Origin of the sequence: Nocardia jiangxiensis NBRC 101359 (assembly GCF_000308615.1) — a bacterium.
Taxonomy (GTDB): domain Bacteria; phylum Actinomycetota; class Actinomycetes; order Mycobacteriales; family Mycobacteriaceae; genus Nocardia; species Nocardia jiangxiensis.
Genome location: NZ_BAGB01000012.1, coordinates 210,208 through 232,686, shown reverse-complemented (window position 1 = coordinate 232,686; position 22,479 = coordinate 210,208). Strand labels below are relative to the sequence as shown.

The following is a 22,479-nucleotide window of genomic DNA, read 5'->3' as shown; positions in this document are numbered from 1 at the left end:
GGGTTGCGGGAGACCGCGTTCCGCGGAACACGGCCTCCCACCAGCGGCGTGTGTAACGCCTTACTTCGAGTAGTACTCGACGATGAGCTGTTCGTTCAGCGGCACATCGATCTGCGCACGCTCGGGCAGCTGGTGCACCAGGATCCGCAGCCGGTTCGGCACGACCTGCAGCCAGCCCGCGTTCGGACGGTCGCCGATGGTCTCGCGCGCCACCTGGAACGGCAGCGTCGGCAGCGACTTCTCCTTGACATCGATGATGTCGTACTGGCTCACCTGGAAGCTGGGAACATCGACCTTCTTGCCGTTCACCAGGAAGTGGCCGTGCGAGACGAGCTGACGGGCCTGACGACGGGTGCGAGCCAGACCGGCGCGGTACACGACGTTGTCCAGACGCGACTCCAGCAGGCGCAGCAGGTTGTCACCCGTCTTGCCCTTCTGGCGGTTCGCCTCTTCGTAGTACCGGCGGAACTGCTTCTCCATGACGCCGTAGGAGAAGCGAGCCTTCTGCTTCTCCTGCAGCTGCATCAGGTACTCGGACTCCTTGATCCGCGCGCGGCCGTGCTGGCCGGGCGGGTAAGGACGACGCTCGAACGCCTGGTCGCCTCCGACGAGGTCGACGCGCAGACGACGCGACTTGCGGGTGATGGGGCCTGTATAACGAGCCATTTTTCGCTAATTCCTTTCCCGCTAGACGCGACGCCGCTTGGGCGGACGGCAGCCGTTGTGCGGCTGCGGGGTGACGTCGGAGATCGTGCCCACCTCGAGGCCCGCGGCCTGCAGCGAGCGGATCGCGGTCTCACGGCCCGAACCCGGGCCCTTGACGAACACGTCGACCTTCTTGACACCGTTCTCCTGCGCCTTGCGGGCAGCGTTCTCGGCGGCGAGCTGCGCGGCGAACGGGGTCGACTTGCGCGAACCCTTGAAACCGACGTGGCCCGAGGACGCCCACGAGATGACGTTGCCCTCGGGGTCGGTGATCGACACGATGGTGTTGTTGAACGTGGACTTGATGTGCGCGTGGCCGTGCGGGACGTTCTTCTTGTCCCTGCGCCGCGACTTCTGGGTCTTCTTGGGGCCGGAGGTCCGGCTCTTCGGAGGCATCGGTTATATCCCCTACTTCTTCTTGCCGGCGACGGTCTTCTTCGGACCCTTGCGCGTACGCGCATTGGTCTTGGTCCGCTGACCGCGCACCGGAAGGTGGCGACGGTGGCGGATGCCCTGGTAGCAGCCGATCTCGATCTTGCGGCGGATGTCGGCCTGCACCTCGCGGCGCAGGTCACCCTCGACCTTGATCTGGTCCGACGCCTCGATGTAATCGCGCAACCGGGTGACGTCATCGTCGGTGAGGTCCTTCGAACGCAGGTCGGGGCTGATGCCCGTGCCTGCGAGGATCTCCTTGGAGCGGGTACGACCGATACCGAAAATGTAGGTCAGTGCGATCTCCATGCGCTTGTCGCGCGGGAGGTCGACGCCCATCAGACGTGCCATATGGCATTTCCTTCATGTTGCGGAGGTCTGCTCCCTGGCCGTCCCCTCGTCTGGGGCCCCGGCCTCCGTTCCGGGGGTGGTTCCGGCATCCGCCCGCCTCGTCCCTGGAGATTTCGCGGGCTCGCCGATGCCGTGTGGCGCTGGGAGTTCTTCGTATGTGCCAATCCGAACCGCGTTCGGTGCTTGGCTGGTGGTGCGAACCGGGGGTCGCCCCCGCCGGGACTAGCCCTGACGCTGCTTGTGACGCAGGTTGTCGCAGATCACCATGACCCGGCCGTTACGGCGGATCACCTTGCACTTCTCGCAGATCTTCTTGACGCTCGGGTTGACCTTCACGTCATTCCAATCTTCTCGGTGTTCACCGGCTGTGAACACAGGTGTTCCCCGACCGGTGCGGCCGGGGAAATCTATGGGGCGATCGCCGAGGCGATCACTTGTAGCGGTAGACGATGCGACCGCGGGTCAGGTCGTACGGCGAAAGCTCCACAACCACACGATCCTCGGGGAGGATGCGAATGTAGTGCTGCCGCATCTTGCCGCTGATGTGGGCGAGAACCTTGTGGCCATTTTCCAGCTCGATCCGGAACATCGCATTGGGCAACGGCTCGATGACCCGGCCCTCGACCTCGATGGCCCCTTCCTTCTTCGCCATATCCTCCGCGATCCCGTTTGCGCTGAAACCCTTGCTGGTCGCAGCTCGTCGGCGGATTTCTCCGCCGTCACCGTCTGTTCTGCGGCCGACTCTCGTGCACTTTCGCCGACCTGGTGCCATACTCACCGGACAGCAACATGCGAACATGAACCGACCGGCGGATAGGTGCACCGCCGACCAAGCTTACCTGTGCCTACTTCCCCCCACCAAACCGGTCCATTCTGCCCTGCGCGAAGCGCGCTCGAGGCGATTCTGCGGCGAGGGGCCGCGACTCTCAGACCAGCGGACCTCGACCGGTGCGCGGTCCCCAGACGCTGATCAGGGCGAACATGATCAGCAGGGCCCCGGTGATGATGGTGAAGACCAACCCCGGGCCGTGACTGTCCAGCAGTGGCAACAGCAGGAACGGCTGGATCGCGGTGCTGAGTTTGGACAGCGAGTACGTGGTGCCCGAGGCGGTGCCGCGGACGGCGGTGGGGAACGATTCGGGCAGATAGGTGTGGATCGCGTCGGAGAACACGTTGCTCGCCAGGGTGAACAGCCCGCCCGAGATCAGGATCAGCGGGATGCTCACCGCGAATCCGAAGATCAGGCCGAAGATCGCCATCGCGGCGGTGGAGACCAGCACCAGATATTTGCGTTCCATCCGCTCGATCAGCGGAACCGCCAGCAGCGAGCCGATCGGGTAGCCCAGATAGGTGATCGCCAGGTACCCCAGCGAGTTGACCACCGTGAAACCCTTGTGCTGCAACACCAGAACGGCCAGCGTGCCGAAGCCGTAGTAGCCGAAGACCTGCAGGATCATCGCCGCGGAGAACAGCAGGGTGCGGGCGCGCAGCGGCGCGGCGAGAATCTCGGCGAAGCGCGTGCGTTCGGCCGTGCGATCTCGATGTTGTTCCCAGCGCGGCGATTCCGGCATGAACCGGCGCGCGAAGAACACCAGCGCAGCGCCCAGTCCGCCGATCACGAACAGCCAGCGCCAGCCGTCCAGGCCCAGCGGTTTGAGCGGAACCAGCCAGCGCGCCAGGAATCCCACCGTGGGGACGGCGCAGAAACCGATCGTGTAGGCGATGGAGATCATCCGCCCGCGTACCTGCGGCGGCATCACCTCGGACAGATAGGTGTCCGCAAGGGTCATCTCCGCGCCGATGCCCAGACCGGCCAGCATTCGGGTCACCATCAGGAACCACACGTTCGGGCTGAACGCGCCCAGCAGGGTGAATCCCGCGTAGAGGCCGATGTTGATCATGAACATCCGGCGGCGGCCGAACAGGTCCGACAACCGGCCCAGCACCAGCGCGCCGAGGAACTGGCCGACGAACGCCGAAGCCAGGATGCCGCTGAGCTGATAGGTCGACAGATGCAACTGCTCTTTGAAGACGCCGGTGATCGTCCCGGCCAGGAACAGTTCGTACAGATCGAAGAACAGCCCCATGCCGACCAGTGCGACGAGCCTGCGATGGATGGGCCGGACCGGTAGTTCGTCGAGGCGACCGGCGTCCTCGTGATCGACCGATTGTGCCATCGCGCCCCTGCTCCTGAACTCGTACATCCCTCGGCGACAGCGCCCGCCGAGCCCGGCCGAGACTACACCGCACACAGGTCCCGCACCTGCCCTGCTCGATGGAGCAGCGGATCACTCGCCATCGGGTGCGCTCGCGTAAACTGCGGACTGTCCAGGTAATCGGCCGAGCAGATCCCAGGGGGACACCAGTGAGCGAGCGCAGCGACTACGTCGGCGACGCAGCGCACGCAGCCATGGCGAGCACCGACGAGGTGGCGCTGTGAGTAACAACGAACTCCCGATGCTGCCACCGTGGCTGTCCGAGAGCGAAGGCGCGGAGTCCGGCTACGAAGCCCCCGTGCAGAACCTGCCGCAGCGGGATCTGATCTCGGAGAAGCCGTCCAAGCGTCCTCGATTCGGCCGCAAGGCCGAAAGCGAGCGTCCCGACCCCGGACTCAAGGGCCGCAACAAGAAAAAGGGTAAATCCAAATCCGACGATGCGCCCGAGCAGCGGCCGTGGGGTGAGCCACAGTCCGAGTCGCAGACATGGGGCGAACCGCAGCAGAGCGCACAGTCCCAGGGTGTGCGTCCGAACGAGACCGCGGCACCGGCCGATCCGCGTCAGTTCTCGCCGAACGCCCAGCGCCCCAACGGGGAATTCCACCAGCCGGCGAATCCGCAGTCCATGGGCGGATTCCCGAAGCCCGACAACGGCTTCGAACCCGGTCCCCGGCCGAATACCGGCCCGCAGCAGACGGGCCAGGGTTTCCCCGGTCCCGATCAGCGCGGTCCCGGGCCGATGCCGCAGGGCGAATTCGTTCAGCCGCAACAGGATCAGCCGCAGCCTCCCGGCCCGATGCCGCCGCAACAGCTTCCGCCGCCACAGTCCGGTCCGATGCCGCAGGTTCCTCCGGCGCAGCCGGACGGGCCGTCCCCGAACCGCCCGCCGATTCCCGATGCACCGCAGGCGTATTCGACTCCCGCGACGCCGGAGTCCGGTGACGCCGGTGATATGACCGTGCGGGTCGGCGGTCGGCCGGATCTGCCGCCTCCCCCGCAGCAGACGCCGCAGCGGCCGCCGCTGCCCGAACCCCCGGGGCAGCACGAGGGACAACCGGCTGCCGATGATTCCAGTGCGCCCGCGTGGGTGACCGGGCTGGATTCGCCCGCGCCGCATGAGGATACCGGCGCTCCGGGCCCGGATGCCGAGGCGCCGCAGCGGCTGCCCGATTCCCCTGCCCCGCAACCGAATACGCCCGCGCCCGAGGCGCTCGCGCAGCCTCCGGCCGCACCCGAGCGGGGCATCGACCCCAACAGTGGGCGGCATCAGGCATACGATGCGCCCGCGCCGACCCACCCGGGTCCGGAGTCCGATCGAACCGTGGTCGCGGGACGCCCGGACGAGCAGCATCCCCAGGCTCCGTATCCGCCTGCCGCACAGGGATTTTCCGGGGATCGCCCGCCTTCCGGCGACTACCGGCAGGTTCCGCCGCCCGATGCGCCGAACTTCGCGGCGCAGCAGCCGCCGATCGCGCCGCAGAACGAGCAGTACTCGCCGCAAGCTCCGGGACCGGCCCAGTCCGATCCGCGTTTCGGGGCTCCGGCGCAACCGCCGATGCAGGGCAACCAGTGGAACGCCCCGGCGCCGCGGCAGGGCGGTCAGGGTTATCCACAGCAGTACCAGCAGGGTCGGTACCAGCAGCAACCGCCGCAGTATCAGCAGCAGCAGTACCCGCCGGGGCAGCAGCCTTCGCTGGACAACGTCCCGGTGCGCAGGGCCAAGAAGGCTCCCGGCACCGGATGGCGGCGCACCGTGCACCACATCTCCGGCGGCGCGATCAATCCCGGCATGTCGGCCGAGGAGCGGCGGCTGCAGGAGTTGGTGGCCCGCATCCGCCAGCCGGTCCGCGGTGACTACCGGATCGCGGTGCTCTCCCTCAAGGGCGGCGTCGGCAAGACGACCACGACGATGGGCATCGGCTCGATCTTCTCCTCCATTCGCGGCGACCGCGTCATCGCGGTGGACGCCAACCCGGACTTCGGCACGCTGTCCCAGCGCGTGCAGTTGCAGACCCGCTCCACGGTGCGCGATCTGCTGCTGGACCCGTCGATCAACTCCTACTCCGACGTCCGCCGGCACACCTCCCAGGGCACCAGCCGACTGGAAGTGCTTGCCAGCGAACGGGATCCGGCTGCCTCGGAATCCTTCAGCGAGGACGAGTACCGCAAGGTCGCACGCATCCTGCAGCGGTTCTACAACATCATCCTCACCGACTGCGGCACCGGTCTGATGCATTCGGCGATGGCCGGTGTGCTGGAGTTGGCGCACTCGCTGGTGCTGATCTCGTCCTCGGCGATCGACGGCGCCCGCAGCGCCGCGGCCACCCTGGACTGGCTGTCCCTGCACGGCCACGACCACCTGGTCCGCAACGCCGTCGTGGTGATCAACCTCCCCCGCCCCGGCTCCCCCAACGTCGGCATCCAGCAACTGCGCGAATACTTCCTGTCCCGCTGCCGCGCCGTCCACATCATCCCGTACGACGCCCACCTGTCCGAGGGCGCCGAAATCGAACTGGCCCGCCTGCACAAGACCACCAAGCGGGCCCTGGTCGAACTCGCCGCGACCGTCGCCGACGACTTTGCCACCGAACACCACAGATTCAGCTACTGACCGTTCGAAAACGAACCACACCAACGGAATTCGCGCCCGCCTCGGCATCGAGGCGGGCGCGAATCGGTTCGGGCGCCGCAGCACCCGCCGAATGGCGGGTTTTTCCCGTCGCTTGGCTGTTCCGCTCGTGACGACCTCCGGCCAGACTGGGCCGAGCAGCTTTCAGCAGGAGGAACCATGACCGACAGCGACGTCGCGACCCCATCACCGATCGGACCGCCCGTACCGTTCGACCCGGAACTCGCTGCGGCGCTGGAGGTGATCCTGCCACACATGCCGACCTTCACCAGCGTGGAATCCATCCCGCAGATCCGGGCCAGGGCCGGCGATCTCCTGGTGGATCGCTCGAACGAGGACCTCAGCCGCGAGGGCGCCCTGCACGTCGAGGAGGTTTTCATTCCCGGGGCGCCCGGAGCGCAGATCTCCCTGATCATCTGCCGCCCGGTGCGAGCCCAGGCGCCGACGGCGGCGTTCTACCACACGCACGGCGGCGGCATGATCCTCGGCAGCAACCGCATGATCAGTGACGAAATGCTGGACTGGATGGTCGAATTCGACGCGACCCTGATCTCGGTCGATTACCGGCTCGCTCCGGATACGCCGCACCCCGGGCCGGTGGAGGACTGCTACACCGGGCTGACCTGGGTTGCCGATCACGCCGCGGAACTCGGTATCGACCCGGCGCGAATCGTCATCGCGGGGGAAAGCGCGGGCGGCGGCCTGGCCGCGGCGACTGCGCTGCTGGCCCGGGACCGGCAAGGTCCGGCGATCGCGGCGCAGGTCCTGATGTGCCCGATGCTCGACGACCGCAACGACACTCCCTCGGCGATCCAGGGCGAAGGGCGCGGCGTCTGGCACCGCCACACGAACGAGATCGGCTGGTCCGCGCTGCTGGGCGAGTCTCGCGGCGGCCCCGACGTCTCGCCCTACGCTGCTCCCGCGCGCGCAACCGACTTGTCCGGTCTGCCACCGACATTGATCGATGTAGGCTCGGCGGAGACGTTCCGGGACGAGGCGGTCGCCTACGCCGGCAATATCTGGCGCGCGGGAGGCCAGGCGGAACTGCACGTTTTCGCCGGAGGTTTCCACGGATACGACGGCCTGGCTCCGCAGGCGACGGTCTCCCAGGACACCAAGGACGCCCGGATTCGGTGGCTGCGCAGGATCATGAACTCCTGACCGAACAGAGGAAAGACGATGCGAGAGCTCACCATCCGCCTCTCGGCACTCGCTCCGGAAGCGGCGAACGCGCTGCACGTGGTCGCCTATTTCGATCGGCTCGTCGAGCACCGCGCCGGTTCTCGTTCGGTATTGCGCGGCGCCGCAATACTTTCCGGGTGCCCGGCGGGCTTCGTCGATCGAACGCACGGCAACAGTTGGCGGGTTCTTCCCGATGGGACGTTCACGGCGCCGGAACCCGAGGCCGCGCACACATGGCCGCGGGTCGCCGCGGGCGATGGTTCGCTCGAAATGTGGCTGGAGCGTGCCGAACCCGTCGAGGGCGGATTCGACGCACTCGTCCTCGAACGGGCGCTGCTGGCCGCGGCGACCATGCTCGGCCGCACCTCGGACACCCCCGAGCAGCGCCGGGCAGGATGGATACAGGCGCTACTGGCCGACGATCCGGACGACGCGGCCCGCGACGCCGCCCTGCGCGGACTCGGGCTGACCGCCACGACTCCGCTGTGCGTCGTGGCCACGGCCGACGACACTCCGTTGCTCGCGTCGTCGATCGACGATGCCCGCACCGCGATCGGCGCCGGACGTGCGGGTATCGGTCCGATCGTGCCCGCGCGAGCAGCCGCGGCGTCGTGGCGGCAGGCCCGCTCGGCGCGCAGGCTGACAGCCGAAGGCACACAACAGGATCCGGGCGATCGCGTGGTCCTCGCCGAGGAAACCGGCACCCTGCTCGTCCTCGCCGCGAGTATCCGTCCGGACGAGACGCCACCGGCGGATGTCATGGCGCTGGAGGACGCGGCCGCCACCACCGCGTGGATGTTGGAGACCCTGCACGCGATCAGCACCACCAACAGCGTGCGAGACGCCGCGAGCGTCCTGCATCTGCACCACTCCACGGTGCAGGAGCGCGCTGCCCGAGCCGATCGGGTCTTGGGCTGGAATGTGTTGAGCCAGCGTGGAAAACAGCGCGCCCAACTCGCCTTGGTGATGCGTCGCATCCTCGCCGCTCGGTGAGTGGCGAGCCATCCGCCGGTATCGCGCGAACACCGAGTGCCCCGCGCAGGACACGTTCGAGCAGGTGGGAGGTCCGAGCGGCCGTAACGACCAGGTATCCGGAGCCGATAATCGGCTAACTCGTCGGGAGGACTCGAATGAGAAGAACGACAATCACAGCCACGCGAGTCGCGATCGGCGCCGTCTCGGTGCTGGGTTTCGCCGCGATGATCGGCTCCGGCACAGCTCAGGCGGCACCGCAGGACTGCGTCGTCACGCGGGACCTGTTCGGTGCGACCGCAGCATGCCACGACACCGGAACACCTGCCGGTAGGGAGTACACCCTGGTCGTCGAGTGCGTCGGACTGCACGGCGTACCGAACGCCTTTCCGCTCATGGCCATCGGCCCGTACCAGGGTTCGTGGGGCGGTTCCTTCGCTCCGTCCGGTCAGGGCACGGCCTCCTGCTTGGGGCCCACCAGCGTCGGAACCGCCACCAACGCCTATGTAGCGATATACCGCTACTGATCGACTCCGGAGCCGTCCTCTCGCCGGTACGGACTCGGGTTCGCGAGAACGACCGGCGCCCAACGACTGTCAACGGTCGGGTACGAGCGTCGCGATCAGGCTGTTCTGCTCGTCTTCTGCGATGGCGAAAATCCCTGGCGGCCGAGGAATCCCAGTAGTTGCCGATGGGCGGGCACATCGAGGGGAACCGGTTGCGCGGGCCCGAACATGCCGGGGCGGCGGAAGGTGTCGAAGTCCATGGACCGCATCGTGGTGAGCAGATATTCGGCCTGTTGTTCATCGATGCGGTGCGGTTGTTCGGTGACGACGGCCAGGTCGATGCCGTGGACCAGGATCTCGGTGAGGTGGATCAGTGCAGCCATCGGCGCGGGGACCGCGCCGAAGCCGAGCCGGATGGTCGCGTCCAGGGCGCCGGGGCGCGACCAGGCTTTGCGGTCGAGGTCGGCGGCGGCGGTGAAAGCCGCGCGATGGTCGGCGCCGAGCCAGTCGTCGTGATGCTCTCCGCCCGGATCGGTCCCGGCGAGTTCGGCGGCGAAGATGCGGAGGCCGCCGACCAGGTGGTTGAGTTCGAAGCCGATGTCCCATCCTGCGCAGAGCGAAGGTTGGGTGAGGTGCGCGCTGGTGACACCGGCGACGATGGCGCCGGTGGCGTCCAGGGCGGTATCGATGCGGTCGATGAGGGTGGGGGGCGCGGTGTTCATGACGGTATCTTTCGGCTAAACGCAATCAACGGCTGCGTTAGTGACTGTACGCCGCCTCGCCTGACAAACGCAAGAGCAGACTGCGTTAAGGTGAGGATGTGGCGGAAGACAACACCGTGCGCCGCCCAGGCGGACGCAGCGCCCGCGTCCGCGCGGCAGTACATCACGCGGTCACCGAACTGGTGGCCGAAAACGGCTACGGCAACTTCACGATCGGCGATGTCGCTACGCGGGCCGGGGTGGCCGATTCCAGCATCTACCGACGCTGGGGCTCGCTCGAATCACTGACCAGCGACGTCGCGGTCACCTTGCTGACGACCAGCTCACCCATCCCCGACACCGGCAGCCTCGACAGCGATCTACGCGGCTACGCGGCGGGCGTGGCCCGCGACATCAGCGGTCCCGACGGGCTCGCGGTGCTACGCCTGGCCATGGCCCTGTCCCAGGGCGGTGCGATCGGCGCGGACGCGCGCGACCGCTTCATCGACGAGCGCCGACGCCAGATCCAGCAGATGCTCGACCGTGCCGCGACGCGAGGCGAGAAACCGCCCGCGGCCCTGGACATCCTCGACCACCTCCTCGCCCCGCTCTACATCCGCATCCTGTTCGGCATGGGGCCACTCACCCCCGACTACATCGATTCCCTCGTCGACCGACTGCTCGCCGCCTTCCACCCGAAATCCGTGCAGCGGTGACCATGGCGGGCGGATCCAACCAGCCGTCCCGGCTTCGAACCCGCACCGGCAACATCCCAACCGGACAAGAGGTGTCGCGCTCGCCCCGTTCGCGTTCTGAGAGCAGCACGGCTGGAAAGTGACCCTGTCCACCGACGCCGACGGCATCGTCGTGCAGGCTCGCACCTCCGGCTGGTACGAACTCACCCTGACCCTCCGCCACGACACAGTGCGCCTTCCGTCCCATCGCCCGGCTTCCTGCGGCCGTAGGGCTCCTTGCGACCACAGCACGGGATCGTCACCGGCACAGGCGATATCGGATGAGGCACTCATACCCGACGAGGAGTTCCGGGACCGGTCCGCCTCGCGCGGCAAGACTGCAGGGCAGTCGGGCCGTCTCGTACAACGCGGAACGACGAACCCTCCGATGGCAGAATCCCCTGGGTGGCAAGCCTCATCACAATCGACGACATCATCAGAGCGGCGGACCGGCTGGCCGATGTCGCGCACCGGACTCCGGTGCTCACATCCCGCATCTTGAACGAGCGCGTCGGCGCCGAGGTGTTCTTGAAGTGCGAGAACTTCCAGCGAATCGGTGCGTTCAAGTTCCGGGGGGCCTACAACGCGCTCGCCGAGCTGACATACGAACAGCGCGAACGCGGGGTGGCGACCTGGTCTTCGGGGAATCACGCCCAGGCGATCGCTCTGGCTGCGGGACTGCTGGGCACCTCGGCCCTGATCGTGATGCCCGAGGACGCCCCTGCCTCGAAGTTGGCTGCTACCAAGGGATATGGAGCCGAAGTCGTCACCTATGATCGCTACACCGAGGACCGGACCGCGATCGGTGCAGCCCTGGCAGCCGAACGCGGGCTGACCGTCATCCCACCGTTCGACCACCCCGCGGTCATGGCGGGCCAGGGCACCGCGGCGCTCGAGCTGGTCGAGCAGGCCGGGCCGCTCGACGCCTTCCTCGCCCCGATCGGCGGAGGCGGGCTGATGGCAGGGTGCGCCACCGCCGTGACCGCGCTGTGCCCCGATGCTCGCATCATCGGCGTCGAACCGGTCGACGGCGACGACACGAAACGTTCACTCACAGCCGGTCATCGGGTTCGGATACCAGTTCCGCACACCATCGCCGACGCTCAGGCGGCCGACATCCCCGGCGAGCTCACCTTCCCGATCAACCAGAAGCTGGTCGACGAAATCACCCTCGTCACAGACGATCAACTGGTGACGGCCATGTCGTTCCTCTTCGACACGATGAAGATCGTCGCCGAACCGACGGGAGCCGCCGCCGTCGCCGCACTCCTGTCCGGCCGGGTTCAGCTCCCGGGTGCGCGTATCGGCCTCGTCATCTCCGGCGGCAACATCAGCGCGTCACGCTTCGCGGCGCTCGTGGGAGAGCGCGACTCACGGAAACCAGCTCACCAGCTGTAAGAGGCCAGGACGTTGGTGGCGGCTGCGACCGCTGCGGCATGTCGTCCCCGACGGGCACCCGGCGCACGCCCTACTCCGGTTGTCGGAAGCCCCCGATCTGCTGTTCGAGCAGTTCGGCCAGCCGTAATGTGGTGCGGTCCTGGAACATCGGACCGATGAGCTGTACTCCGACGGGCAGACCCTCGGGTGACCGCCCCGTGGGTATGGCGGTGGCAGGAAGGCCGGGCATGGTGGCCAGACCGGCCCAGACGAGCTGGTCGAAGTACGGGTACTCGACCCCGTCGATGTCGAGCCGACGTTCCAGCAGATCAGGGTCGTGGTCGTGCGGGTACGCCGGGGTCGGCGTGATCGGACACACCACGACATCGAACTCGCCGAACAGCTGCCGCCAGCCGTGACGGTGGAGCTCGCGACGGTTGTTCACCTCGATCCAATCGCGGTGACTCGACACCATGCCGCGCAGTCGCGCCGCGTCGAGGCTGTGGTCGTCTGCGCTCAGCCCGGCTGCGCGGGCCCGCAGCTGCTCGTACGTGTCGACCGGAAATCGTGCCGTGGAGCCGGAGAACAGCAACTGCGTGTAGAGAGTCGCGGCTTCGGCCAGATCGGGCAGCAGTGGGCTGCGCCGTTCGACGCGGGCGCCACTGGCGACGAGCGCGTCGGCCACCCGGTGCACGCCCGCTCGCACCGCGGCTCCGGTCGCGATGAACGGATGCTGGTCCAGGACCAGGACCCGGAAGTCGCCGAGTCTGTCGTGGCGCGCGGGCGGCAGCGTCACCTCGTGCGCCACACCGAGCGTCAGCGGGTCCGGTCCGGCCATCACGTCGAGCAGGACAGTGAGGTCGCGCGCGGTGCGTGCCATCGGACCGACGACAGCGAGGTCGAGATCGACCGGCAATGCCGGCGCGGGCGGCGCGACCATACCCCGGGTCGCCGCCAGCCCGAGTGTCGGCTTGTGTGCGTAGACGCCACAGAAATGCGCGGGGGTGCGCAGCGAACCGGCGAGGTCGGAGCCGATGGACAGCGCACCGAAGCCGGATGCCAGGGCCGCTGCCGATCCGCCGGAGGATCCGCCCGACGTGCGGCCGCGATTCCACGGATTGTTGGTGGTGCCGTAGATCTCGTTGAAGCTCTGCAGATCTTGCAGCCCCAACGGCACATTGGTCTTACCGAGCACCACCGCGCCCGCGGCCTTCAGCCGCGACACCTGTACCGCATCCTCGGCCGGTACGAAGTCCTGGTACTGCGGCATACCCCAGGTCGTGGGCAGGCCGACCATGTTGTAGGACTCCTTGACCGTCACCGGAATACCCAGCAGCGGCCGATCCTCTCCGCGGGCGCGCGCCTGGTCGGCACGATGTGCCGCGGCCCGCGCACGATCGAAGTCCGGCACACAGATCGCGTTGATCAACTTGTCGTCCCGCTCGATCCCAGCGATCGCCGCGTCGGTCAATTCCGCCGAGGACACTTCACCAGCACGCAACGCAGCCGCCAGCTCACCGGCCGACCGAAAATTCCATTCCATGATTTCGACGCTAACGGCCCTCCGCGAAGGCCATAAAATCCCGCTTCCTGCAACGGAAATGACGTGCAGACTCGCCCTGGCCAGGGCACGTCGAAATGTCAGCCGCGATAAGCGTCGTATGCCACCGGGCCGCCACTCGACGCCACCGGGACGATCCGGGGCGGAGAGAGCCATCGACAATGTCTCGGCCCGCAACAACAGCGATCCTGCGCGAGTTCCGGAACCCGCTTTTCCGACCCGATCACCAGGAGCGTGGGCGACATTCGAATCCGCACAGAGGTTTGGTCGAAAAATGGTGTGTGCAAGCATAATTGGATCAAATGTCCAGAGTGAAGATTCTGATTTCACTTCGGTTGGCGGGGTGTTTCGGGGCGGTTTTCTCGATAGAATTCGAACATGGATTCGAACAGTGTGTCGACCAGCGGGTGCAGGATGTGGAGCGCCTGTCCGGGGTCGCGACCACCGCGACCGGTGGCACGGTGGCGATCACCGACGCATTGCGGTTGGCTGAGCAGTCCCGCCCGTATCTGGCGGTATTCGACCATGCCGGTTTACCACTGCATTTGGGTCGGATGCGTCGGCTTGCTTCACCCGCGCAACGACTTTCGCTGATCGCTGCGCTGGCTGGTTGTTCCCGGCCTGGGTGTGACGCACCCGCATCACTGTGCGCGGTGCATCACGTCCGCGATTTCAGCAAGGGTGGACCCACTGATATCGAGAATCTGGTGCTGGCGTGCGATCACTGCCATTCGCTGATCAATGACACTGATGCCGGTTGGAGAACTGTTGTTCTGAAAGATGATTCAGAGTTTCTGCGCCGGACGGCGTGGATCGCGCCGGATCACATCGATCCGACCGGTACACCGCGAGTGAATCATCGACATCGAGCGGGGGAACTGCTGGCGGAAATTGTCGCGGGCATCCATGCGCGTCGGGAACGAGAACGCGCCGCACACCGACGCTGGTTGCGCGAGCGAAAACCCAACGATAGAGCAGCCTGACCTCGGCGGGGAACCACCCCACCGAGGTAGTCACATCCGGGAGATGCCTCGACGGCTAGATCTTCCGAAAACTGTTGAACAGAAAGCCAATACGATCAACCGACAAAGAGCATTCTCGGAAGTTACGGGGCTTTCCGATTGTCGCTTGATCTTCCATGCTGCTCGACGGATGGCAGGAGTCACCGTTGTCCGCACGTTCACCGCACCTGTTGAGCAAGGCGTTTCGGGGCGGTCAGGCGGTAGGCGGACTGGAGGATGGCGGTTACTTCCGGCCAGTCGATTTCTGCGGCTTCCAGATCCAGTGCTACCCAGCCCCTCGCACCGAGGTAGGCGGGTACGTAGAAGCGTTCGGGTTCGGCGTCGCGGAGTTCCTGTTGCACGCCGGGAGGGGCTTTGTAGGCCAGGCCGACTCGCCCGTCGCCCTGGTGGTCCCCCCAGAAAGTAGGCGAAGCTCTTGCGGCGCACGCGGAACGCGAGGTGCTGGTCGCCACTCGGACGAAGGCGGCGTTCAGCGCCGGGAAGCCGAGCGGATGACGCTCTCGGCCTCGCGGGGGACGCTGGGAATGACTGCGGGGAGCCAGGAGTCGGCGCGGCGTTCGAACAGGGCTGCCGACGGGCCCGAGGCTTCCGGGCCCGCTATTCGGGCCAGGCGGAATCCGGCGCGGCGGTAGTAGTCGTGCAGATCGGTGTTGGTGGTCCAGGCGTCCAGGCGGACCCAGGTGCGGCGGCGGGCTCGGGCCAGGGCGGCGGCGTGGGCGAGCATGTGCGAACCCACGCGGTTTCCGGCGAAACGCAGGTCCACGATCATGTAGTGGACGATGACCGATTCGGCGGTTTCGTGTGGCGTCCAGAGTCCTTCGTCCGCACGGTCGTTCACGGTGATGGTGCCTGCCGGTTCGCCACACTTCTCGGCGATCCAGGTCTCCCCGGCGTACACCGCGCGGCCGACCACGTGGGCAAATATCTCGATGGGCAGGCCCCGACCCTGCCGCGTCCACTGATCGGACCCTCGTTCCGCAAGCCAGTCCGTTCGTTGGAGCCGTAGTCGGCAGATGGCGCCGAGGTCGGCCAGCGTGGCCTGGCGTATGCGGACTGTCATGGTGATCCGGGTACCAACGAGTTACCGAAGGAATGGGAATTGCCCGGGGGATGCTGCTCGCCCAGGGTCTTGCGGATGAGTTCGGTACCGGCGTCGTCGCCGAGTTCGTAGGCCAGACGATTACGCGCGGCAATGGAACGGTGCCTGGTCACACGGGTGATCCGGGCGTCGTTCGCGCCGATGCGCAGATGATCCAGCAGCAGCGTGCCTGTCGCTACCCCCAGCACAGCAGCCTCCTCGGCGGTCGCGGGGCGGGCGACGACGGTATCGCGATGCGCGGATTCGGGATGGCCGCGCTCGGCCAGACGACGCGTGGTGCCCTCGGGGATGTCGTGCGGGGAGTCCACGCCGGTGGCCTCCGCCAAGTCCCGTGGATAGAAGCTGACCTCCCAGGACCACGGCTCGTTGTCCAGGTACTGCACGACCGTGCGCGCGACGACCCAGGAATCCTCCGGTACACCCAGCCACAGTGCCACATCCGGACCGGCCGGTTCCATTCGGGCGGTGAAATGTTTCGCCGGTTCGCGCCCGGCCGCCCGCGCGATCTCGGAGAATATGTCCTGTGAGGATTTGGGGCGATCGGGCCGGATCGAGCTGGTGACAACCGATTCCAGCACTTCCTGACTTCGCACGATGGTTCCGCGCGAAGTAGCTGTGTACAGCAGATTTTCGGCGACCAGCACTTGAATCGCATTGCGAGCGGTGGTGATCGACACCTGCATCTGATCGGCCAGCTCGTTGTGGCTGGGGAGCCGATCGCCCGGCTTCCACCTGCCGCTGCGAATCTCCTCACGGAGGAGATTCGCGATCCGCTGATACCTCGGACCGTCCGCCATCTCGCTCCTACGGATTGTTACTTCAAGGTAAGGAAGTTTACCCCCGCCGTCCGCAGGGCGCGGGACCCTTGACACCCGGCTTCAGAGGTTTATTGTAATGAACGTCCTGAACGGGTGTTGTACGGCGATGACGGCGAGGCAACGTGGCGGGTTCGGAGACATCTCATACGGTGGTGATGGCAGCAGTGCCTAGCGCACCGCAGAGTGTGACTGCGGTCCAGACCTTCTTGAACGGCATTCTGCCGAGTTCTGATCTACTCCTACGCGCATGTCGCGGCTATCGCGTGATCGGTGGGCCCATGCTGTGGTTCACCCGCGATCTCGCGGTGCTGCACGAGCGCAGACTGATCGGGCGCGGCGGATCCGAACCGACGCACGATCCGGCCACCCTCATCGAAATCGACCGTCGCCGAAACGAACTGGTGATGGCGATCGACGACTGGATCTCTCGGGCCATCCCCCAGCATCGCCTCGGCGCGACCCTGCACACCGAAACCGTCGGCTCGGTCATCGACCGCATCGCCGAGGCATCCGTGCGCGCGCACCACGCCCTGATGACCCTGGACGCCAACGACGAGATCCTGCACATCGCCTGGCACCACCTCGCCGAACTGGCCGACGCCTACGACGACCTCATCGCCGACGTCCTCGCCGGCCGCCGCCGCCTGCCCTCCTGGCTGTAATTTTCGCCCTTCGCTTCGCCCCGGCGCGAAAATTACAGCGGCGGGAGGTTGGCTATCTGGACCATCTCCTGGCCGTGGCTGCGGGAGACCAGGATGCCGCGGCCGGGTGGGAGTTTGGAGGGGCGGACGTCGCCGATGATCTTGCCCTCGTCACGGGGGCCACTCATGATCAGCGCGTCGACGGACATGTTCTTCATACCGCCGAGGATCGGGTCGAACAGCGCGCGGGACACGCCACCGGTGCGGCGGGTGACGATCAGGTGCATGCCGATGTCGCGGGCCTGCGGCAGGTACTCCATGAGCGGGCTGAGCGGGTTGCCCGCGCCCTGCACCACCATGTCGTAGTCGTCGACCAGGATGTAGATCTCCGGACCGCTCCACCAACTGCGTTCGCGCAACTCCTTCGGGGTGATGTCGGAGCCGGGGATGCGTTCGGACAGGAATTTGACGATATCGCTGATCATCGAGCTGCAGGTCTGCGACGAGGTCGAGTATCCGGCCAGCTGATCACCCTCGACCACACCGAGCATGGTGCGGCGGTAGTCGATCATGATGATGCGGGCCTGTTCGGGTGTCGCACTCTCGATGATGCCCATCGCTATGTTGCGCAGCAGCGTGGTCTTGCCGCACTCCACGTCGGCGAAGGCCATCAGATGCGGGTCGGAGCCGAAATCCAGGACCAGCGGCTCCAATTCGTTCTCGCCGAGGCCGACCACGATGCGGGTCGGGCTCTGCTCGATACCGCGCGCCGCGGCCACGGCCAGCAGTTCCTCGCGGGAGAACTGCATGGGCAGCATGCGCACCTCGGGCGCCTTGCGGGGGCCCCACAGCTGCGCCAGGCCCTCGCGTGAGGCCGCGACGCCCTCGGACAGATTGCCGGGCTCGGTCTGGGAGTCCAAGCGCGGCAACGCGATCAGCATGTGCAGTTCCTCGGGCGTCAGACCGCGACCGGGACGGCCGACCGGAACCAGCGCCGCCGAACGACGATTCATCTCCGAATCGGTCGGATCACCCAGGCGCAGTTCCAGGCGGGTACCGATCTGGTCCTTGACCACCGCGCGGATCTCGGCCCAGCGGGACGCACCGACCATCAGGTGGATGCCGAGCGAGAGACCTTGTCCGGCAATGGCATTGATCTGTGGCTCGAGCGCCTCGAATTCCTCGCGGATGGTCGCCCACCCGTCGATCACCAGGAATACGTCACCGAACCGGTCCGCCGCGAGCGGATGGTCCGCCGGCATGGTGCCATCGGTGTCGAGGACCGAGAACTTGCGCCGCCGGAACTCGGCCATGGATTCGATGCCCAGCTCGCTGAACCGTTCCTCACGCTGACGCATCAGCGAGGTCAGCTCCGCGATCGTGCGCCGGACCCGGTCCACGTCCAGACGACCGGCCACCGAACCGACGTGCGGCAGACCGACCAGACCGGCCATACTGCCGCCACCGAAATCCAGGCAGTAGAACTGCACCTGTTCGGGGGTGTGCGTCGCGGCCGCGGCCATGATGATCGTGCGCAGTGCGGTCGACTTACCCGACTGCGGACCGCCGACCACCGCGACATGTCCTCGCGCACCGGACAATTGGATGGTCAGCACATCGCGGCGCTGTTCGTACGGCTTGTCGATGATGCCGATCGGCATCCACAGCTGACCGTGCCGGTTCGCGGGCGAACGCCAATCCGGATCGGGCAGCAGCATGTCCACCGACGGGGATTCCTCCAGCGGCGGCAACCACACCTCGTGCGCGGGACGGCCGTGTCCGGTCAGCCGCTTGACCACCACGGTAAGCAGCGAATCCGGGATACCTTCGTCGGCCGACGGCGGTTCGGGCAGCTCGAGCGGATCGAACGCGGGTTCGGGCTCCGGCGGCAGTTCGGGCATCTCCACGTGACTCGCGGTGAAGACGGTCGGCGAACCGCCGACCGTGCGGCCACCGACCACGACCGGCCCCGTCGTCGTCGGCGCGACGTAGGGCCCGGAGACGTAGGTCGCGTTGAACCGCAACGGATCCGCGGCGTCGGTCTTGAGATATCCGGCGCCGGGCACGCTCGGCAGGTGGTAGGCGTCGGTGATACCCAGCACGGCGCGGGATTCGTTGGCGGAGAAGGTACGCAGACCGATCCGGTAGGACAGGTGCGAGTCCAGACCGCGCAGCTTGTTCTCCTCGAGCCGCTGCGAGGCCAGCAGCAGATGGACGTGCAGCGACCGGCCCAGACGGCCGATCATCACGAACAGGTCCGCGAAATCCGGCTTCTGCGAGAGCAGTTCGGAGAACTCGTCGACCACGACGAACAGCGCGGGCAGCGGATCGAGCGGGGTTCCGGCGGCACGGGCCTTCTCGTAATCGGTGACGTTGGCGAAGTTGCCCGAGGACCGCAGCAGCTCCTGGCGGCGGTTCATCTCACCGGCCAGCGCGTCCTTCATACGGTCGACCATGGAGAGTTCGGCCTCGAGGTTGGTGATGACCGCCGCCACGTGCGGCAGCGGATCCAGACCCAGGAACGTCGCACCACCCTTGAAGTCGACCAGGATGAGGTTCAGCGCGTCCGGGGAGTGCGAGGTCACCATGGACAGCACCAGCGTGCGCAGGAACTCCGATTTACCCGAACCGGTTGCGCCGATGCACAATCCGTGCGGGCCCATACCGTTCTCGGCGGATTCCTTGATGTCGAGTTCGACCGGGGTGCCGTCGGGGGTGACGCCGATCGGCACCCGCAGTCGCTCGCGCGGTGTGCGCGGGCGCCACACCTTGGACGGTTCGATCTGCGCGGCGTCGGGAATCTTCAACAGCGCCATCAGACCCGGATCGGTGCGGGTCTCCTCGCCCAGGCTGACGATCTGCGCGGCGGTGGCGATCCGGTACCGCGCCAGTGCGCGGGAGAAGGTTTCGGCCTGAGCGCGGCTGATCACGTCCACCGTGGCGAAACGCTCCACCCCGGCGGCACTGCGCGCGCTCACCGCGCCGTCGCCGACGACCAGTTGCAGACCTCGGCGCACGGCCAGGCCGTTCTCCGGCGCGGTCAGGTCCAGCACCGTCACCGAGTCCAGACCGGACTCGCTGACCAGCCGCTCGGTGCCGTTGACGAATCCGTCGTCGATGATCACGATCAGATGCGTTCGGCCCTGTGTCGGTTGGGGATTGCGCATGAACCGGCCGCGTTCCATCAGTTCGGCGGACAGCGCGGTCTCCAGCTCACCGAGTGAGCCGTACATCATCCGGGCCGAGCCCATACCGTCGCGATGGGTCGGATGTTGCAGGTGCGGAAGCCATTTCGCCCACGCCCAGGCTTCACCGTCGGGATCGGCGCAGACGATGGCGACCGCGACGTGATCGGGTCCGTGGAATGCGGTGAACTCCATCAGCATGGCGCGCACCAGCATTCGGGAGTCCTCGTCGGGCCCCTCGATGTTGACCGCGGGGAAGGCGCGCAGCGAGACCGCGGTCGGCAGCTGGTGCACGACCGAGTGGGTGCGCACGAAACGACGCAGCGCGACGGTCGAGACCGGTTCGAGGTCCTCGAGCGGACCGGTCTCCGGACGAGCCAGTTTGGTGGCCAGGCGGTGACTGCCCACCCCGACGCGCACATGTCCGAAGTCGGGATCGTTGGGGCGGCGCTCCCACATCCGGCGGGTGCCGACGAGCGATTCCAGATCGACCGGTTCGGGATGCGACCAGCGCAGCGAATCCAACTGCCGCACACCCGTTTTACGCACGTCACGGCGGATCTGATCGAGATACCGGAAGTAGTCCTTGCGTTCCTCGTTGAGCTCACCGGCGGACTTGGCGCCGCCACCGCCGCGGCCCATCATCATGCCGACCATCGACACGAGCATCATCATCGGGAACATCATCATCATGGGATTGCTCAGCAGCGACTTTCCCATCATCACCATCATCGCGAGCATGCCCACGACGGCGACGACCATCACCACCGGCATCAGCTTGGCGATCAGCGGACCGGGCACCGGCCGGGTGACTTCGGGCGGCGGGCTCAGCGTCACCTCACCGCCGGGCGCACGCGGCGGCGCGATGCGGGGACGGCGGACGAAACCTTCGGTAATCATGGGTCCTACCGATCGGGGTCGAGGGTATCGGCGGCGGTCCCGGGGCGGCGACGCAGCGGAATAGCCAGTGCGATACCGATTCCCAGTACGGACAGACAGGCGATCGAGCCGATCGTGGCGTACTTGCGCGGGCGGGTGTCCGCGGGCGGGGGCGAGTAGGGCGTCGGAATGGCCCGCGGCACATCCGCTCCCGCGGACACCGGACGATCCGGCAGCACGGCGGTCAGCGCGGCGACGGGATCGATCATCCCGTAACCGACCGAATCGTCCCGGGTCGCGCCCGGATGGTGTGCGGTGCGCTCGATCCGGTCGATGACCTCCCCCGCGGTGAGCTTCGGGAAACGCGAACGCACCAGTGCCGCAAGGCCGGAGACATACGGCGCGGCGAAACTCGTGCCCTCGATGGGCCGGATGCCGTCGTTGCCCTGCACAGCGTTCACCAGGCCGGTACCGCCGGTTTTGCTGTCCAGCGACACGATTTCGCGGCCGACCGCCGCGGCGCCGATCCACGGACCCCGCAGCGTCAGTTCCGAAGGGGAGCCGTTGGGATCCACCGAGCCGACCGACAGCACATATTTATCGAACCACGCCGGACTCGGAATCGTCTGCACTCCATCCCAACCCGATCCGGAATTCTGCGTCTTGCACGGCCCGTCGGACTGCATGTTTCCGGCCGCGGCGACGACGACCACATTGTGGTTGTAGGCGTATTGCACGGCCGCGCCGAGTGATCCGTCCGCGGTGTCGTACCCCGCGCCGGTGCAGGCCACCTCGGAGATGTTGATCACCGTGGCGCCCATGTCGGTCGCGCGCACCACCGCCGCGGACAGGGTGAGCACATTGCCGTAGCCGGAATCGGAGATCGCGCCCGGTGACTGCCCGCCGGAGCGGTTGTTCTTGGCCGCGAACGCCAAACTCAGCTGGCGGATGCTCAGAATCTGCGCCTGCGGTGCGACACCGGAGAATCCGTCGTTCGCACTGGGCTGCCCGGCGATGATGCCCGCGACGATGGTGCCGTGCCCGTCGCAGTCGGTGGTGCCGTCGGAGTTGGAGACGTAATCGCCGCCCGCTTGCAGATTCGGCAGCCTCGGGTGCCGGTTCACGCCGGTGTCCACCACCGCGACCTTCTGCCCCGCGCCCTCGGAGAACTGCCATGCCGCAGGCAGATTCAGCACCCGCTGCGCGATCGGCGCGTCCGCGGGCGCGGTGCCGCTGAGCATCGGGGTGGCGCAGACCTCGCGCTGCTCGGTCGGCTCGAGCGGTGCGGGATGTCCGCTCAGTGCCTGGGCCGCGCCCAGCGCCCTGGGATCGACCGTCGGCGGCTGGACCGCGTTCGCGGGCCCCGGCACGGCGAATACCGCGGAACCGAGAACCGTTGCCGCGCACAACATCCGAAGAACCGAACGACCCCGGCCGCCGTGTCCTTCCCCGCCGGCCGGGCCCACACC

21 protein-coding genes are annotated in these 22,479 nt (G+C 67.0%); 8 read left to right on the top strand and 13 right to left on the bottom strand.

Features of this window, described 5'->3' with window-relative positions; translation table 11 throughout:
* Positions 1-60: 60 nt before the first annotated feature.
* From rpsD to ON40_RS04230, 6 genes are all read right to left on the bottom strand, one after another.
* Entirely contained in the window at positions 61-666 is a 606-nt protein-coding gene (gene rpsD / locus ON40_RS04255; RefSeq protein ID WP_040818609.1) for a 30S ribosomal protein S4, read from the bottom strand.
* A 21-nt stretch (positions 667-687) separates the two neighbouring features.
* Positions 688-1,101, bottom strand: coding sequence for a 30S ribosomal protein S11 (gene rpsK / locus ON40_RS04250; RefSeq protein ID WP_040818607.1), 414 nt, complete (start codon positions 1,099-1,101; stop codon positions 688-690).
* A gap of 12 nt (positions 1,102-1,113) precedes the next feature.
* A complete protein-coding gene (gene rpsM, locus ON40_RS04245; protein ID WP_040818606.1) occupies positions 1,114-1,488 on the bottom strand; it encodes a 30S ribosomal protein S13 in 375 nt (124 codons plus the stop codon).
* A 222-nt stretch (positions 1,489-1,710) separates the two neighbouring features.
* Positions 1,711-1,824, bottom strand: coding sequence for a 50S ribosomal protein L36 (gene rpmJ, locus ON40_RS04240; RefSeq protein ID WP_040818798.1), 114 nt, complete (start codon positions 1,822-1,824; stop codon positions 1,711-1,713).
* A gap of 94 nt (positions 1,825-1,918) precedes the next feature.
* A complete protein-coding gene (gene infA, locus ON40_RS04235; protein WP_040804562.1) occupies positions 1,919-2,140 on the bottom strand; it encodes a translation initiation factor IF-1 in 222 nt (73 codons plus the stop codon).
* Positions 2,141-2,414: 274 nt separating this feature from the next.
* A complete protein-coding gene (locus ON40_RS04230) occupies positions 2,415-3,665 on the bottom strand; it encodes an MFS transporter (RefSeq protein WP_040818604.1) in 1,251 nt (416 codons plus the stop codon).
* Between the two features lie 1,201 nt (positions 3,666-4,866).
* Between ON40_RS04230 and ON40_RS56475 the strand changes: the two genes are divergently transcribed.
* From ON40_RS56475 to ON40_RS04210, 4 genes are all read left to right on the top strand, one after another.
* Entirely contained in the window at positions 4,867-6,315 is a 1,449-nt protein-coding gene (locus ON40_RS56475) for a MinD/ParA family ATP-binding protein (protein ID WP_063712943.1), read from the top strand.
* Between the two features lie 177 nt (positions 6,316-6,492).
* Positions 6,493-7,494 (top strand): alpha/beta hydrolase, encoded by a 1,002-nt coding sequence (locus ON40_RS04220; protein ID WP_040818601.1) that lies wholly within the window; start codon positions 6,493-6,495, stop codon positions 7,492-7,494.
* Between the two features lie 18 nt (positions 7,495-7,512).
* Positions 7,513-8,508: a helix-turn-helix domain-containing protein gene (locus ON40_RS04215; protein ID WP_040818599.1), complete on the top strand. Its 996-nt coding sequence runs from the start codon at positions 7,513-7,515 to the stop codon at positions 8,506-8,508.
* 137 nt (positions 8,509-8,645) lie between these two features.
* Entirely contained in the window at positions 8,646-9,014 is a 369-nt protein-coding gene (locus tag ON40_RS04210) for a hypothetical protein (protein ID WP_245567653.1), read from the top strand.
* Between the two features lie 95 nt (positions 9,015-9,109).
* On the opposite strand, the gene ON40_RS04205 is transcribed toward ON40_RS04210, so the two are convergent.
* Positions 9,110-9,715 carry a TIGR03086 family metal-binding protein gene (locus ON40_RS04205; RefSeq protein WP_040818597.1) on the bottom strand — a complete coding sequence of 202 codons (606 nt, stop codon included), beginning with the start codon at positions 9,713-9,715 and terminating at the stop codon, positions 9,110-9,112.
* Positions 9,716-9,813: 98 nt separating this feature from the next.
* Between ON40_RS04205 and ON40_RS04200 the strand changes: the two genes are divergently transcribed.
* Together ON40_RS04200 and ON40_RS04195 are read left to right on the top strand one after the other, a co-directional pair.
* Positions 9,814-10,410: a TetR/AcrR family transcriptional regulator gene (locus ON40_RS04200; protein ID WP_040818596.1), complete on the top strand. Its 597-nt coding sequence runs from the start codon at positions 9,814-9,816 to the stop codon at positions 10,408-10,410.
* 423 nt (positions 10,411-10,833) lie between these two features.
* Entirely contained in the window at positions 10,834-11,826 is a 993-nt protein-coding gene (locus ON40_RS04195) for a threo-3-hydroxy-L-aspartate ammonia-lyase (RefSeq protein WP_218008733.1), read from the top strand.
* 70 nt (positions 11,827-11,896) lie between these two features.
* On the opposite strand, the gene ON40_RS04190 is transcribed toward ON40_RS04195, so the two are convergent.
* Positions 11,897-13,348 carry an amidase gene (locus tag ON40_RS04190; protein WP_040818592.1) on the bottom strand — a complete coding sequence of 484 codons (1,452 nt, stop codon included), beginning with the start codon at positions 13,346-13,348 and terminating at the stop codon, positions 11,897-11,899.
* Between the two features lie 329 nt (positions 13,349-13,677).
* On the opposite strand from ON40_RS04190, the gene ON40_RS49595 reads away from it, so the two are divergent.
* A complete protein-coding gene (locus ON40_RS49595; RefSeq protein WP_306305370.1) occupies positions 13,678-14,349 on the top strand; it encodes an HNH endonuclease signature motif containing protein in 672 nt (223 codons plus the stop codon).
* A gap of 197 nt (positions 14,350-14,546) precedes the next feature.
* On the opposite strand, the gene ON40_RS04180 is transcribed toward ON40_RS49595, so the two are convergent.
* From ON40_RS04180 to ON40_RS04170, 3 genes are all read right to left on the bottom strand, one after another.
* Positions 14,547-14,729, bottom strand: a complete 183-nt coding sequence (locus tag ON40_RS04180; RefSeq protein ID WP_051192662.1) for an MmcQ/YjbR family DNA-binding protein — start codon at positions 14,727-14,729, stop codon at positions 14,547-14,549.
* A gap of 128 nt (positions 14,730-14,857) precedes the next feature.
* Complete coding sequence (locus tag ON40_RS04175) at positions 14,858-15,448, bottom strand: GNAT family N-acetyltransferase (RefSeq protein WP_051192661.1); 591 nt, start codon at positions 15,446-15,448, stop codon at positions 14,858-14,860.
* Positions 15,445-16,284: a GntR family transcriptional regulator gene (locus ON40_RS04170; protein ID WP_083895388.1), complete on the bottom strand. Its 840-nt coding sequence runs from the start codon at positions 16,282-16,284 to the stop codon at positions 15,445-15,447. Before ON40_RS04170 ends, ON40_RS04175 begins: the two co-directional genes overlap by 4 nt.
* Before the next feature lie 299 nt (positions 16,285-16,583).
* Between ON40_RS04170 and ON40_RS04165 the strand changes: the two genes are divergently transcribed.
* Positions 16,584-16,967: a DUF4254 domain-containing protein gene (locus ON40_RS04165; RefSeq protein ID WP_245567652.1), complete on the top strand. Its 384-nt coding sequence runs from the start codon at positions 16,584-16,586 to the stop codon at positions 16,965-16,967.
* A gap of 32 nt (positions 16,968-16,999) precedes the next feature.
* On the opposite strand, the gene ON40_RS04160 is transcribed toward ON40_RS04165, so the two are convergent.
* Both ON40_RS04160 and mycP read right to left on the bottom strand, forming a co-directional pair.
* Positions 17,000-21,031 (bottom strand): type VII secretion protein EccC, encoded by a 4,032-nt coding sequence (locus ON40_RS04160; RefSeq protein WP_040818586.1) that lies wholly within the window; start codon positions 21,029-21,031, stop codon positions 17,000-17,002.
* Between the two features lie 5 nt (positions 21,032-21,036).
* Positions 21,037-22,422, bottom strand: a complete 1,386-nt coding sequence (gene mycP, locus ON40_RS04155) for a type VII secretion-associated serine protease mycosin (protein WP_040818786.1) — start codon at positions 22,420-22,422, stop codon at positions 21,037-21,039.
* Positions 22,423-22,479 lie beyond the last annotated feature (57 nt).

What these genes read in the sequence shown, in the direction of transcription:
- rpsK (WP_040818607.1), bottom strand. Translation starts at nt 1,101, where the DNA reads ATGCCTCCGAAGAGCCGGACCTCCGGCCCCAAGAAGACCCAGAAGTCG.
- ON40_RS04165 (WP_245567652.1), top strand. Translation starts at nt 16,584, where the DNA reads ATGCTGTGGTTCACCCGCGATCTCGCGGTGCTGCACGAGCGCAGACTG.
- rpsM (WP_040818606.1), bottom strand. Translation starts at nt 1,488, where the DNA reads ATGGCACGTCTGATGGGCGTCGACCTCCCGCGCGACAAGCGCATGGAG.
- ON40_RS04160 (WP_040818586.1), bottom strand. Translation starts at nt 21,031, where the DNA reads ATGATTACCGAAGGTTTCGTCCGCCGTCCCCGCATCGCGCCGCCGCGT.
- ON40_RS04210 (WP_245567653.1), top strand. Translation starts at nt 8,646, where the DNA reads ATGAGAAGAACGACAATCACAGCCACGCGAGTCGCGATCGGCGCCGTC.
- ON40_RS04220 (WP_040818601.1), top strand. Translation starts at nt 6,493, where the DNA reads ATGACCGACAGCGACGTCGCGACCCCATCACCGATCGGACCGCCCGTA.
- ON40_RS04190 (WP_040818592.1), bottom strand. Translation starts at nt 13,348, where the DNA reads ATGGAATGGAATTTTCGGTCGGCCGGTGAGCTGGCGGCTGCGTTGCGT.
- infA (WP_040804562.1), bottom strand. Translation starts at nt 2,140, where the DNA reads ATGGCGAAGAAGGAAGGGGCCATCGAGGTCGAGGGCCGGGTCATCGAG.
- ON40_RS04175 (WP_051192661.1), bottom strand. Translation starts at nt 15,448, where the DNA reads ATGACAGTCCGCATACGCCAGGCCACGCTGGCCGACCTCGGCGCCATC.
- mycP (WP_040818786.1), bottom strand. Translation starts at nt 22,422, where the DNA reads ATGTTGTGCGCGGCAACGGTTCTCGGTTCCGCGGTATTCGCCGTGCCG.
- ON40_RS04230 (WP_040818604.1), bottom strand. Translation starts at nt 3,665, where the DNA reads ATGGCACAATCGGTCGATCACGAGGACGCCGGTCGCCTCGACGAACTA.
- ON40_RS04170 (WP_083895388.1), bottom strand. Translation starts at nt 16,284, where the DNA reads ATGGCGGACGGTCCGAGGTATCAGCGGATCGCGAATCTCCTCCGTGAG.
- ON40_RS04205 (WP_040818597.1), bottom strand. Translation starts at nt 9,715, where the DNA reads ATGAACACCGCGCCCCCCACCCTCATCGACCGCATCGATACCGCCCTG.
- rpsD (WP_040818609.1), bottom strand. Translation starts at nt 666, where the DNA reads ATGGCTCGTTATACAGGCCCCATCACCCGCAAGTCGCGTCGTCTGCGC.
- ON40_RS04215 (WP_040818599.1), top strand. Translation starts at nt 7,513, where the DNA reads ATGCGAGAGCTCACCATCCGCCTCTCGGCACTCGCTCCGGAAGCGGCG.